Origin of the sequence: Amycolatopsis minnesotensis (assembly GCF_039529815.1) — a bacterium.
GTDB lineage: Bacteria > Actinomycetota > Actinomycetes > Mycobacteriales > Pseudonocardiaceae > Amycolatopsis > Amycolatopsis minnesotensis.
Genome location: NZ_BAAANN010000038.1, coordinates 16,468 through 28,476 on the forward strand (window position 1 = coordinate 16,468; position 12,009 = coordinate 28,476).

At 70.5% G+C, this 12,009-nt stretch carries 20 protein-coding genes and 1 pseudogene; 3 read left to right on the forward strand and 18 right to left on the reverse strand.

Features of this window, described 5'->3' with window-relative positions:
• Positions 1-25: 25 nt before the first annotated feature.
• The 17 genes and pseudogenes from ABD256_RS34810 to ABD256_RS34895 all read right to left on the reverse strand — a co-directional run bounded on the left by ABD256_RS34810 (position 26) and on the right by ABD256_RS34895 (position 8,365).
• Complete coding sequence (locus ABD256_RS34810) at positions 26-712, reverse strand: hypothetical protein (RefSeq protein ID WP_344428945.1); 687 nt, start codon at positions 710-712, stop codon at positions 26-28.
• Complete coding sequence (locus tag ABD256_RS34815) at positions 709-1,473, reverse strand: hypothetical protein (protein WP_344428947.1); 765 nt, start codon at positions 1,471-1,473, stop codon at positions 709-711. Before ABD256_RS34815 ends, ABD256_RS34810 begins: the two co-directional genes overlap by 4 nt.
• Positions 1,466-2,052 (reverse strand): annotated as a pseudogene (locus tag ABD256_RS34820) (bifunctional DNA primase/polymerase). Before ABD256_RS34820 ends, ABD256_RS34815 begins: the two are co-directional and overlap by 8 nt.
• The gene (locus ABD256_RS34830; protein ID WP_344428951.1) at positions 2,030-2,665 is read right to left on the reverse strand and encodes a hypothetical protein; all 636 of its coding nucleotides are present in this window, start codon (positions 2,663-2,665) and stop codon (positions 2,030-2,032) included. The pseudogene ABD256_RS34820 and the gene ABD256_RS34830 overlap by 23 nt, the downstream one beginning before the upstream one ends.
• A 279-nt stretch (positions 2,666-2,944) precedes the next feature.
• Positions 2,945-3,268: a hypothetical protein gene (locus tag ABD256_RS34835; RefSeq protein WP_344428953.1), complete on the reverse strand. Its 324-nt coding sequence runs from the start codon at positions 3,266-3,268 to the stop codon at positions 2,945-2,947.
• Positions 3,265-3,789, reverse strand: coding sequence for a hypothetical protein (locus ABD256_RS34840; RefSeq protein WP_344428955.1), 525 nt, complete (start codon positions 3,787-3,789; stop codon positions 3,265-3,267). The genes ABD256_RS34835 and ABD256_RS34840 overlap by 4 nt, the downstream gene beginning before the upstream one ends.
• Entirely contained in the window at positions 3,786-4,466 is a 681-nt protein-coding gene (locus ABD256_RS34845) for a DUF4031 domain-containing protein (protein WP_344428957.1), read from the reverse strand. Before ABD256_RS34845 ends, ABD256_RS34840 begins: the two co-directional genes overlap by 4 nt.
• A complete protein-coding gene (locus ABD256_RS34850) occupies positions 4,466-5,191 on the reverse strand; it encodes a GmrSD restriction endonuclease domain-containing protein (RefSeq protein ID WP_344428959.1) in 726 nt (241 codons plus the stop codon). Before ABD256_RS34850 ends, ABD256_RS34845 begins: the two co-directional genes overlap by 1 nt.
• Positions 5,188-5,415, reverse strand: coding sequence for a hypothetical protein (locus tag ABD256_RS34855; RefSeq protein WP_344428961.1), 228 nt, complete (start codon positions 5,413-5,415; stop codon positions 5,188-5,190). Before ABD256_RS34855 ends, ABD256_RS34850 begins: the two co-directional genes overlap by 4 nt.
• 70 nt (positions 5,416-5,485) lie before the next feature.
• Entirely contained in the window at positions 5,486-6,196 is a 711-nt protein-coding gene (locus tag ABD256_RS34860) for a hypothetical protein (RefSeq protein ID WP_344428963.1), read from the reverse strand.
• A gap of 20 nt (positions 6,197-6,216) precedes the next feature.
• Positions 6,217-6,702: a lytic transglycosylase domain-containing protein gene (locus ABD256_RS34865; protein ID WP_344428965.1), complete on the reverse strand. Its 486-nt coding sequence runs from the start codon at positions 6,700-6,702 to the stop codon at positions 6,217-6,219.
• A gap of 104 nt (positions 6,703-6,806) precedes the next feature.
• Positions 6,807-6,977, reverse strand: a complete 171-nt coding sequence (locus ABD256_RS34870; RefSeq protein WP_344428967.1) for a hypothetical protein — start codon at positions 6,975-6,977, stop codon at positions 6,807-6,809.
• 153 nt (positions 6,978-7,130) lie between these two features.
• The gene (locus ABD256_RS34875) at positions 7,131-7,286 is read right to left on the reverse strand and encodes a hypothetical protein (RefSeq protein ID WP_425546573.1); all 156 of its coding nucleotides are present in this window, start codon (positions 7,284-7,286) and stop codon (positions 7,131-7,133) included.
• A gap of 52 nt (positions 7,287-7,338) precedes the next feature.
• On the reverse strand, positions 7,339-7,533 hold the full coding sequence (locus tag ABD256_RS34880) for a hypothetical protein (protein WP_344428970.1): 195 nt from the start codon (positions 7,531-7,533) through the stop codon (positions 7,339-7,341).
• Positions 7,530-7,787: a hypothetical protein gene (locus ABD256_RS34885; protein ID WP_344428972.1), complete on the reverse strand. Its 258-nt coding sequence runs from the start codon at positions 7,785-7,787 to the stop codon at positions 7,530-7,532. The genes ABD256_RS34880 and ABD256_RS34885 overlap by 4 nt, the downstream gene beginning before the upstream one ends.
• Positions 7,788-7,914: 127 nt before the next feature.
• Complete coding sequence (locus tag ABD256_RS34890; protein ID WP_344428974.1) at positions 7,915-8,184, reverse strand: hypothetical protein; 270 nt, start codon at positions 8,182-8,184, stop codon at positions 7,915-7,917.
• Positions 8,177-8,365, reverse strand: a complete 189-nt coding sequence (locus ABD256_RS34895) for a hypothetical protein (protein ID WP_344428976.1) — start codon at positions 8,363-8,365, stop codon at positions 8,177-8,179. Before ABD256_RS34895 ends, ABD256_RS34890 begins: the two co-directional genes overlap by 8 nt.
• 139 nt (positions 8,366-8,504) lie before the next feature.
• On the opposite strand from ABD256_RS34895, the gene ABD256_RS34900 reads away from it, so the two are divergent.
• The 3 genes from ABD256_RS34900 (at position 8,505) to ABD256_RS34910 (ending at position 11,084) form a co-directional block, all read left to right on the forward strand.
• Complete coding sequence (locus ABD256_RS34900; RefSeq protein ID WP_344428978.1) at positions 8,505-8,810, forward strand: hypothetical protein; 306 nt, start codon at positions 8,505-8,507, stop codon at positions 8,808-8,810.
• Positions 8,811-8,842: 32 nt separating this feature from the next.
• A complete protein-coding gene (locus ABD256_RS34905; protein ID WP_344428979.1) occupies positions 8,843-8,983 on the forward strand; it encodes a hypothetical protein in 141 nt (46 codons plus the stop codon).
• 1,159 nt (positions 8,984-10,142) lie between these two features.
• The gene (locus ABD256_RS34910) at positions 10,143-11,084 is read left to right on the forward strand and encodes a hypothetical protein (RefSeq protein WP_344428980.1); all 942 of its coding nucleotides are present in this window, start codon (positions 10,143-10,145) and stop codon (positions 11,082-11,084) included.
• Between the two features lie 29 nt (positions 11,085-11,113).
• Here ABD256_RS34910 and ABD256_RS34915 read toward each other — a convergent pair whose 3' ends face one another.
• Entirely contained in the window at positions 11,114-11,983 is an 870-nt protein-coding gene (locus tag ABD256_RS34915; protein WP_344428982.1) for an SAM-dependent methyltransferase, read from the reverse strand.
• Between the last annotated feature and the right edge of the window lie 26 nt (positions 11,984-12,009).

Consider the following 12,009-nt stretch of genomic DNA (forward strand, 5'->3'; position numbering starts at 1 on the left):
GGCCCTGGTGATGTCGGTGTTCTGGTCAGTCGGCGGTGGGCAGCGAGGCCAGCACCGACGGTCGGCCGCGCGGGGTGTCGCGGACGGCAGGCCAGTCGATGCGGTCGTCGGTGGTGAGTTCGTCGAGGTCGCCGATCCGGTACAACGCGACGGCGGGGGCACTCCGGCGGCGCTGGTATCGCGACCGCACCTTCGTCGCGGGCACGAGGCGGCCCGCGCGGACGAGGTGGTCGAGATCGGCGGCGCGAATACCGAGATACCGGGCGGCCTCCTCCCCCATCACCAGCCGCCCGGTGAGCGCGGCCGCGGTGACGAGGTCGCCGTCGACGACGTCCACGGCGCGGCGGTCGTAGAGCGGGCGCCCTCTGTAGTAACCGGCGCGCGGGACGTGGCCGAGCAGCGCGAGCTCGGGCAACACGCAGGGATCGACGTCGTGGCCGAGCCGGTCGGCGAGCAGCTCGGCCGAGCGCACCGCGCCAAGGTGTTCCAGTTCCGGCGCTGGGGGCAGGCACGCCCGGATCTCCGGCGCGGTGCGGCGCAGCCGAACGGCGCACCGGTGAGTCCAGCGGCGCTGGCGGCGGCTGTGGCGATCCGGGCCGGGCACGATCCCGACGGCCAGGGCGTAGTCGAACTGGCGGCGTTCGACCTCGAGGAACCGGGCGAGCTCACCGGGCCCGTAGGAGGTGCGGCCGCGCACCGCGGTCTCGGTCATCGCGCGGACCGCCGTTCGTACTGGACGATCACGTGGGCCAGGAGCCCTTCGGTGATCGTCCACCGGGGCTCGCCGTGAATGGACCTCGCCGTGGCGAATTCGCGTCCCTGGAAACCGTCCCGGCGCGGGTCGAGCCGGGTCAGTGGCGGGGACGGGGGCCGGAACTGAGCCACCCGACCGTCGGCGAGCAGCAGCCAGGGAGCCGTGACGTCATCGGGGTGGTCGTCGAGGACCCAGCAGCGCTGCTCGCCCATGACCCGCCACAGCGTCCCGTCCTCGCTTCGGAACCGGTCGGCGTTGGTGAAGGCGTCGCTGTGGCGGCAGGTCTCGTCGGCGTCGAGCTCGACGAGCAGTTCGCCGCCGAGGGCGTGGAGGTGCTCGATCGCCTCGGTCCGGATCTGCTGCTCGCGGGTGCGGTGGTCGCGTTCGGCCTGCCGCCGTCGCGCTTCGTCGTCGTCGCGCTCGCGGCGGACGCGGCGTTGTTCGCGCAGCGCCTTCTGCAGGGGTGTGACGGCGTCCGGCCGATCCGGGCGGTCTTCTGGCCGGGCGTTGGCGTTGGCGGCGACGGGCATCGCCTTCTCCAGCGCGGCGAGATCGGGCACCCGCACCTGGACGTAGGCGCGGACCCCGTCGCCGCGGCGCATCGGCGTCAGGGCCCCGTTCCAGTTGAGCTCGAGCACCCAGCCCATCCGCTGGATCGTCTCGCGTACCTGGTTCTCCTCGCCCATCAGGCGTACCTCGACCAGCTGCAGCTCAGACACGGGTCCTCCTCGTCGTGGTGAGGCCGCGCGGGCGGCGGGGCGGTGCGAGCCGGTCGCTCAGCCACGGGGGCAATTCGGCGATGGCGGTGTCGTGGGTGATCTCGTAGCGGTGGCCGTCGACGATGGAGTCGGGCCCGACGAGGTAGCCGCCGGAAGTCCGGCCGGGGCCGCGGATGTCGATGCCCGGCCCGAGTGGGCTGCGGCGGCCTGAGGCACTGTCGATGACGCGGCCGGCCGGAGCTCGGAGGTACAGGTGCAGCCCGGACCGTGTGCGCACGGTCAGCGTGCCCGGCCACGGCTGCCCCCGGTCGGCGCACAGCGCGCCGAACGCGGCAATGCCGTCCGGCCGTCGTCGTTCCGGTCGAGGTCGATCCCGACGACGTTGCTCGCCCGGCAGCCGACACCGATGTTGTCGCCCGGCCGCCAGGCCGCGAGCACGACCTCGGCCTCGGCGGTGGCGGCCTGCTGCCAGCCCGGTTCGGGGCGGCGCCCGCCCGGCGGCAACGCGAAGACCGCGAGGCCGCGGGCGAGGGCGACGGCCGGGTCCGGGAGCCGGTCAGCGGGCGCAGACGCAGTCATAGGGATCTCCCTCCCCGCACTCCGGCTGGCCGCAGGTGCAGGGATAGCCCGCCTCGGCGCCGCACTCGGGACATCCCTCCTCGAAGTCCCAGCCGTCCTCGTCGTCGACGTCGCGGAAGTTGGGGTGGCGCACGCCGTCGTAGACGACGGTCCCGTTGTCCCCGGCTCGCTCTCCCCACGGCACGCCGGGCAGCTCGACGTTGCCGAGCGCGTGGTCACCGCAGGTGTCGCAGGCGTATTCGTCCTGCCAGATCGTGAGGCTGAACAGGCCGCCGGGATACCGGTCGAGGTGGACCAGCCGCCCGGTGCACCGATCCGGATCGGCCTCGTCGTCGGCGGTGGCGCAGGCAGCGCCGTGGCTGCACGCACCGGTGCAGCGGCAGGGCTTCCCGGCCTCGGCCGGGCGCCAGATCGCCTCGGCGCGGGCCCGCTGCCGCAGGGTGGCATCCGGCGGGAGCACCGTGCCGCCGAGCTCGGCCAGCGGCACGTCGCCGAGCACGACACCTGCGTCCTTCGCGTGCGCGAGATGGCGTTTGGCTTCGGTGAGGGTCATGCCCGGATGTGCCGCCTGGTACTCGCGGGCCGGTGCTTTGCGGGTGGCGTGCCGAGTCATCGGCGTCGGTTCCTTCCTGGCACGATCCCCACGCCCTCGCACCGGGAGGCTGACGGAAACAGGCCTTCGTCCGACACGGCAAAGCTTTCACTGGTGCGCGATCCACGAAGGACCTTGACCCATCGATGCCGGGCAGCGTGGGTGCCGCGGCGGGCGGGCCAGCGCACCGGCCCCAGGAATCCTGTTATACCAGCCGGGCCCGACAGAACCGGGTCGCGACAAACCGAGCAGGCGGTCCTGGCGGCGTCCCCGCACCGGGACGCCGCCAGGGCCGGATGGCTATCCGCCGAAGCTGGTGACGCCCCGTTCCCGCAGCCCGTCGTTGAGCCTGCGCTCGTCGTCGGGCACGTTCGCGCACATTTTCTCGGCGTAGCGGCGACCGGCCGGGGTGTGCGGGGAGTACCGCAGGATCGTGCCGTCCCCATCGCAGACCGCGTCGGCGGAATCGGGGGTCTCCAGCGCCGGTGGCGGGGACGACGCCGGCGCCCGGTGCCCGGCACCGGAACCCGGGACTGGACCGTGCCCGCCGGCGGGCACGCACCCGGTCAGCGCGGCCGCGGCGAGTACCGCCGCCGTGGCCGTGACGATCGGCGTGGTCCTCATGCCTCACGCCCCGTCCGGCTTCGCAGCGCCAGCCACGTCGTGGTCACTGACGCGTCCACGCTGATCAGCCGGTGCGCACTTTGGTCACATTCAGTGAACGCTGTCCCGGGTCCGCTGGCGTCGACGACCGGTTCCCCGCCGGGGCCCACCCTGCGCACCACCGTCGCGTGGTCGAGGTAGGGACCTTTGCCGAGCAGCGTGCTGCGCAGCATCCTGTCCAGCGGTGTCCGGCGGTCGATCACGTAGTGGGTGACCGCGTTGATCGCGGTCCCGACCAGCAGCGCCTTCCCGGGCAAGCGGAACCCGAGCCCGCGCGTCACGCCGACCGCGGCGAGGAGCTGCCCCGCCGTGTACGTCCCGACATGTCGAGCACTTGCCTTGCGGCCGGTCCAGCCCGCCTTGCCCTTGTCGACCGCGTCGGCGTCGCGCTGCAGAATCTGGTCGCAGACCGGATGCACATCGGAAAACGTCGCCTGCAGCGCCGCGAACAGCGCCAGCGCCTCTACAGCTCGGTTCTTCATCGATCATCACCCCGAGAAGAGGACCGCAGCACCCGGCCGAAGCTCGCGTCGATCACGTCAGCGACGGATTCGCGTGAACAGTTGCAGTGCTCGGCGGTGACGAGCACGTCTGCGGCGTCCAGCAGCGCGGAACGCGCCGCCGCCTCGTCCAGGTGCCCGTCCACAACGAGCCGACCGATCCGGGACGCCGACATGGCCAGCTCGGCGTTGTGGAAACCCAGTGGCGAGTTGCGGATGACGTTGCATGCCCGGTCAAGGTGCTCGAGCGGGCGTGCGAGGTCCTCGTTCTTCACGTCTTTCGCCTCCTTGCTTGTGGACGGGGCCTCCGGCGAGCACGTCGCTTCCTCCACCCCGCACGCCTTCCTCGTGGTCGCCGCGATGCGGCGGTCGATGACCGCGGGCAGCTCGCGCCACGAGATCGGCTGCGCGCCGAGTTCGATCGCCTGGCGGCGTTTGTTGTCGGTGACGTCGTAGTGCCAGTTCTCCGCGGCCCGGCTGCCCGGCTTCGCCGGGACTTTGCCGTTGACCACCGGGTCCTGGAACCAGGACCGCTTCAGGCCGAGCCGTACGGCGAAGGCGTGCAGCTCTTCGCGGTCATCGGCGATCAGGTGCGACCAGCGGGCCCTGAGCCCACCCACGAGCGCCGAGGCGCGGAAGTCGTCGACGTACACCGCCATCACACGGCTCCTTTCGCGCAGAGGGTCAGTTTCTGGTGCAGGGCAGCCTTTTCCGCCGGATCCACGGTCACCGGCTGCCCGAACAGGCGGCTGTACTTGGCCTTCACCCACACCCACTTCGCCTGGTACTCGCAACCGAACGCGGGACTGTCGGGAACGGACCACTTCGCCGGGTCCTGGGAGGACTTCTGGGCGTTGGAGCGCTCGGAGACCGCGATCAGGACTTCCGGATCGTTGGCGTACTGCTCGCGCTGGGACGCCGTCCAGCCCCGCGTGCCCGACACTGCGAGCTGCTTCAATGGGACCCAGTGGTCCACCTCCAGCGTGCGCACGTCGGTGATGGTGACGTTGTCGTAGCGGCTGACCCAGTAGGCGTTGCCGGTCGCGTGGCACTTGTCGTACTGGATCGGCTTGCCCTTCGCCGTGGCGAGCGCGTCACGCTTGATGATCAGCTCCCGGGTCGTGCAGCCGCCGGCCCGTGTCCAGTGCTTCCAGTCGTCGCGGGAGTAGTGCGCGCCGGTGTCCTCCGGTGCGACGCGCAGCTGGCCGAGTTCGGCCAGCGCGCCCCGGTAGTCGGCGTGCTCGGCCGGGCCGGTGGCCGCGGCCGGCGCGGACGGGCCGGTGCCGGGGGCGGCACCTCCGGCGGAGGGCCGGTCGCAGGCGCCCGCAGTGGTGAGCAGTCCGGCCAGCGCGGCCACGGCGGCCAGGCTCCGTACCCGGCTCATCGGTAACCGGCCTTGAGGTTGAGGCGCACCGCGGCGGCCTCGGTGACCCAGCGCTGCAGGTCCGCCGCGAGCGCGGCGGCCTGGCGCTCCCCCTCGGCGCGCACGAGGGTGGAGGAGGTCAGGCAGAACGCGCTGCCGTTGATGCTGAGCAGGAGCTTCTCGGCAGTGCCGATGACGTGCAGCTCGACCCCGTTCGGGGTGGTGTAGCGGCTGGTGAAGTCCATTGTGGAGCTTCCCTTTCGTTTTCGGTGATGTGGAGGCGGGACAACAGGTTTTGCGGGTGGTGTGTGGCGATCACCCGCCGATCGCGACGTCGTAGTGGGCGGCGGCGGTGCGCAGCACCTCGCACGGCGCGGGCACGGTGCACTCGCTGGCGAACTGGCCCTCGTACTCCCCCGCCCAGGACCCGGCGCGCACGCTGCACACCGCGCAGCCCAGCGACGCGTCCGGATACGAGCAGTGCCCGGCCTCGTCGTCGGCGCGGTCGTGGTCACAGCCGCCGTCGGCGCAGTCCTCGGGCAGCAGGACCCGGGGCGTGTGCGCGGTGACGTGCCCGAGCAGCTGCGCCAGGTGCGGGTGGTCCGGGTCGTAGGCGGGATCGGCCAGGATCGCCGCGCAGATCCGGTGCGCGGGCAGCGGCTCGGCGGGCAGCAGCCGGGACAGCACGGCCAGATCGGCTGCGGTGGGCCTCAGCAGCGCCAGCTCAGCGGCGGCGGTGTCCTGCGCGAGCGCGACGAGCCAGCCGCACGCCGGACACCGCGGCTGCCCGACCACGCCGGTGAAGCGCGGGTTGTCGTAGGTCCAGGGACCCCACTTGGCGACGGGCAGGACCACCGCCTCACACACCGCGGAGGTCAGGTAGCCCCAGCGGCCCTCGCCGCGCAGCGTGCGCGCGGCCCGGCCGAACTCGACCGCGTGCTGGGCGCCGTGCCCGCCCCCGACCACGTAGTCGGCATCGGGCAGGGTCACCACCGCGGCGGCACCCGCGGTGTCGGTACTGGTCATGACGATCTCCGTTCTGCTGTTCAGCGGTAGGCGCGGGCCTGGGCCTGCACGTCGGAGGCGTACTTCGAGGAGTGGTTGTAGGTCAGCAGCGCGCGCCGGACGTCGCCGTCGGCGACACCGGAGTCGCACAGGTAGTGCGCGGCGGCGCGGATCGCGGTCGCGGGGTCGTACTGATCCGGCCCGATGTCGGGGTGCCGGGCCCGCATCGTTTTGAACGTGGCGGGCAGGAACTGCATCGGCCCGGCCGCGCCGGCGGAATTCGCGCCGGAGCGCACGCCGGGCAGCGTCGAGCGGCCGTGGTTGGTCTCGATCTTCCCGACCGCGGCCAGCAGCGGCGCGTCCATGTGCGGGCAGGTGCCCGCCGCGGCCTCGTAATGCCGCTGGTAGTCGGCGGGGATGGGCGCGGTGTCGGTGGCCGCGCCCGCGGTCGAGTCGGTGTTGCGTCCGATGTAGACGATCCCGCCGACGATGACGGCGGTCCACACGAGTTTCGAGGTCAATGACATGCTGGGGCTCCGGTTTCAGTGAATGGGGACCGGGAATTGGTGAAAGCCCCGCCGGGCCCGGGTGCGCGTCGCCGGACAAGCTCACGCACCCGGCCCGGCGGCGGTCAGTCCGCGAGCGTGGCGATCACCTCGGACAGCGCCTCGCCCGCTTGGCCGAATGCGCCGATGGCCTCGTCGATGTCGTCGTACCGGGCGAACTGCGCGACGTGCTCGCGGGTGTCGGCGATCAGGGCGCCGACGACGCCGGTCGTTCTCGCGGCCGAACAGCACGACATCGGCAGCGACGACCGTCGTCGGCTCGGTCTCGGCGGCAGCGTCGCCGGGCTGTGCGGTGTTCCACGGGTAGCTGGAGCTGGGGATCCACTGGTCGCTCATCGGTGTTTCCTTCCTGGTTGTGATCGCCCCGGCCGGGATGGCCCAGGGGTGGATCAGGCGGCGCCGGACTGCTTCTCGGCGAGCAGGTAGCACTCGTCGCACGTCCACGTGCTCGTCGGCAGCCAGCGGCCGGTGTCGCGCCCGCAGCGTTTGCAGGTGCGGTGGGACTTCTGCATCGCCGACACCGAATTCACAACTCGTGATCGCACACGTCACCGAGCGGGACGCGTTCGGAAGCCCGCCTGCGCGGGCCCCGCCTGCTCACTTCGAATCCCCGGCCAGCGCGGCGAACGCGAAACCCGCCGCCACGAGCGCGGCCACCGCCGCGATCGTGTTGCCCGGCGTCGCGGCCACGACATTCAGCACGGTCGCCGCCAGGCTGACCACGAGCACGACCACCCAGATCAGGCGGCGCCCCTGCCCAGTACGGCGATGCCGGCGAGCGCGGGCGGTCACGGGAGCAGGACCTCAAGAAATTCGGCGTCCAGCTCATGCCGTGCCGCCGTGTCGTAGGCCTTCCTGGCAGCGATCGCCCACATGTCCGACGTCGCCACCTCAGTCGCCGACTCCGCGAGCTGGTGGTAGTGATCGCCGACAGCGGCCGCGAGCGCGGCCGCGGTGAGGTGCTCCAGCCCGGACAGCGGTCGGCCGCTGAACACGAGCTGGTGATAGGTCAGCGCGGTGTCGAGCGCGAGATCGAGATGAGACACTTTCGGTGCTCCTGTTTTCAGTGATGTGGAGGCGGGGCAATTTGGGCACCGGGCGCAACGCGCGACATTGCTTGTCTAGGGCGGTCTGCGCGTTGCGCCCGGTAGCTCGCTTGGGCGGGGACCGAGGTCAGCCCACCCGCGACGCCAGGAACGCGGCGGGCCTGCCGGCCCGGGACGTCAGGAAGTCCAGGGCGCCGTCGTCGAGTTCGGCGACGAGCTCGCCCCACGCCTTCGCGATTCCGTCCGGCTCGCCGTCCCCGGCCTGGCCGAGCAGGTAGGCCAGCGCGCCGAAGGCGTCCTCGTCGGCGAGCACCGCGGTCGCGACGTCGGCGTCCTCCCCGCACCAGGTGCTGTTGATCAGGTCGGTCACGTGCTTGTGCAGCGTCGCCTCACGCATCGCTGGACTCCTTCGCAGTGGCGGCGTGACGGACCGGGCGCAGCAGGATCGACCCGTCGGATCCCTCGAGGACGCTGTACCGCGTGCCGGGAGCAGCGGAGATCACCTGCCCCACGGACACGCGGCGGCGGCTATCCACCGTGGTCCTGCTGACCGGTTCGAACTCATCCATGACGTTCACCAACCCACCGTAACCCACTAACACCCATGTATTAAGGCTCCATACGTGTGAATACATATGTATTAAGGGCTTGTCTGCAGGCGACACGACTGTGTACGGGGTTAGTAACCCTGTATGGAGCGTTCTAGGCTTGGGACCCATGAGACGTGAGCAGCCGGAAGCAGTGCCTCAGGCGAAGACGAAAGGGAACCGGCCACCACCGGGGATGACCCGGTCGTCGATATACGCCAGCGACGAGGCATTCGCTGCCTTCAACGCCGCGGTCGAGAAGATCCTGGAGGCGCTGGGCGACGGCACCCCGCGACACATAGCGGCGTCCGCGTTGTTGCAGGCAGGTGCAGGTCAGGTAGACGACGTCTCGCGCGAACTGGTGAAACAGAGGAGGGCAGAGCTGGCCGAGCGCTTAGCCGCCCTACAGGACCACCCTGAGACCGATCAGCCCTAACAATCCCGACGTTCCCGTTCGGACACAACGAAATGCGCCCCGGCCTTGGGGCAAGATCCAGATGGCTGGAAGCCGCCGCGGCACAGCGCGGCGAGGTGAAGCGCGAGCCGGTGAAGAAGTCCGCGGCGGAGCTGGCCACCCGGCTGGCGGCCCTGGAGGCGCGCGGGGACTGACCGTCCGTGGCGCTACCGCTCGCCGAGCACTCCGGCCTGCACTCAGCCGGGAGGGCGCGGAGCGTCGCGGCTAGCTAGCCCTTGAGGGCCTGGACCAGTTCCTTGATCTCGTCGCCGGAGAGGCTCTCCCGTAACGCCTCGGCGAGCAGACGCGGCGAGCGCTCAGTCACGCGAATGACGATCGCGGGCTTCTCCCGCGGCGCCCCGCGCCGCCGGTTCCGCCGGTTCCGACGATGCTTCGTCCCCGGCCCGCTTCTCGGCGCTCGCTTCGCCCCCGTGGTGTGGATCGGGGCCTGCTTAGCGCTGATCGTCTGGTCGCTGTGTGGTCCGCGCTCCCGTTGCTGTGGCCCGGCCAGTGATCGGCAAGCGTGCCTCACCGTGCTAAGCGGACGCTCATCTTTCTGAACAATTCCGATTAATCCAAATTGATGTCTTACAAGAATGTGGTTGAGCGTTAGCGAAATTCGGATACTTGCCGTCTTCAGAATGGGCGAGGCTCGGCGGCTGCGGCTCCAACCCCTTGACCGCCGATACCTCCCCCGTCCGGCATAACCCAACCCCGGTTCGGTGTTGCGCCGGACTGTCCTTCCGAGACGATGAGTGGCGTATGTCCCTCACCCATCGGTCGGAAGTGTCGTCATGTCCGGGCCCGAACTCAAGCGTTTCGGACAAGCTCGGACACGGAATCGGACAAGCGGTTATGTGCGCGTTGACGTTGGAAAACGTGCCTACGCGCACGGTAACACGTCCGCTCGGAGCCCCCATTAAATTCCATGTCGAGTGATCCGGGTCACTTTTTGAAACCGAATGAGGGTATAAATTAATCACTCGAACGGGGGAGGTCGGACAGTGTTGAGGGTGTCCGCAACGGGGGCCGTCGGACAAGATCGGACAACAAGAATCGGGCCTGCCGACTTGAAAATGTCGCCGAGTTCAGGCTTGGATTGCGGCGTACTGCACGGCTCACGCAATTAGTGCTCCAACCACTAGACGCGCGGGCTCCCCCGGATCGGAAGGTTTGATCGTTGAAGCGCTCTCCCCTGTCCCCAGAACGCCACGAGCCGGATCCTCGCTCGCCCTCCTGGCGTACCGGATTCCGAACGCGGGCCGGTTTCGCGCCCGCCCGGCGGCCGCGGAGCACGGCGGGCGGTGCCTGAAGGTGAACGGGACCGGCACCCCGGTCGCGCAGCCCGGGGAAAACCAGCAATCGCATGTCTTGCGGTTCAACCGGTGGATCGGCAAACGCAGCCCGGCCAGCGACTTGGGCCCCCGGCAGGGACTCACGCTGTGGCCGTGGACGTTCTACCAGCACATCCTCGACGGGGCCGGCGCGAGCGATCACGACATCGAGGTGGCGTGGCTGTGGCACCAGCGCATCGCCCACCGCATAGGCAGACAGGACGAGCAGGTCGCCTTGGCGCTTGAGTCGGTGATGCCGTTGCTGGCTCAAGCGCACCGGCCCGCCCCGCCGCCGCCCGAACTGGCCCGGATCGAGTCCGAGGCCGAGTTCATGGCCCAGCTGAGGGCGCTGAAAGACGCGTCGACGCGGTTGACGATCCGCTACATCTCCGAGCGCACCCTGCAGCTCGATTCCGAGCACGGGATCGCCCGCGCCACGTTGCAGAACATCCTCACCCGCTCCACCGTCCCCGACGACGAGGACAAGATGCTGGTCCTGCTGCGGGTGCTCACCGCCGAGGGGCCCGCTGCCCGCAGCGGGATCGCCATGAGCATCCAGCTGACCCAGCAGTACATGGAGAAGTGGCACAGCCTGATCGCGCGCCGCTCGCGGGACCGCCTCGACGAGGCTCGCCGCGAACACGCCGCGCCGGAGCGCGTCGAACATGAGGCCGCGTTCGACGGTGAGAGCCGCTACCAGGACGCGCTGGCCGGGTTGCCGCGGTATCAGCGTGAGCTGCTGGAGCTGGTGGGCGCGAACGTCGGGCTGGACACGATCGCACGCTGGTGGTCGACCTCGCGCGACCAGCTCCAGCGAGTGCTGTGGAGCGTGCGCCGGCAGATCTGGGATGCCCTGGGGACCGAGTGGCCGTCGGCGCCCGAGGCCGCGGGCACGGTCACCATGCTCGACCACCACCGGTGACCGGCGCCGCGATCCCCGGTGGTGCCGTGTCAGTTCTTGCTGGCGACGCCGCTCCACATGTAGGGGCGGGCGTCTTCCTGCTTGGCGTTCAGCTTGGTGCCCGGCTTCGGACGCCAGTCCGGTGGATGCACCACGCCGGGCTTGAGCAGCTCCCAGCCCTCGACGTCGAGCCAGCTGGTTATCGCCGCGCGGTCGCGCAGCCACATCGGGTTGCTCGTCTTCTGGTAGGAGTCGACGACCTTCTGGATGTTCGCGGCGCCCTCGGGCGGGGCGGCGTCGTTGCTGGCGTGCGAGATCGCGATCCAGCTGCCCGGCACGACACGGCGGCGGTATTCGTCGAGCAGCCGCATCGGGTGGTCGCCGTCGCCGACGAAGTGCAGGACCGCGATGAACAGGACGCAGACCGGCTGGTTCATCCGCAGCAGCCGGATGCGTTCGGAGTCGCCGAACACGGCGGCGGGGTCGCGCATGTCGCGCTGGGCCAGCCCGCCCCAGTCGGTGACGTCGTCGTCGGCCAGGACACGGCGGCCGTGCGCCGCGGCGACCGGCTCGTAGTCGACGTAGAGCACGCGGGCCTCGTCGTCGGGATCGAGGTGGTGCTCGCGGATCACGTCGTGGATGTTGCCGACCGTGGGTACCCCGGTGCCCAGATCGAGGAACTGGCGGATGCCCGCGGCGAGCGCGGCCTGGACCACCCGGCGCAGGAACTGCCGGTTGTGCAGCGCGGTCGCCTTGACCTGGGGCCAGGTTTCCTCGGCCTTCTTCCCGAAGAGCCGGTCCACGGCCCAGTTGCTGGTGCCGCCGAGGTACCAGTCGTACATCCGCGCCGCGGAGGGCTTGGTCAGGTCGACCTCGGAGTCCGACAGCTGGGTCGGCGCGCGATCGGCGGGCTCGGGCACGGTGGCGGCTCTCCTCTTCCTCGTCG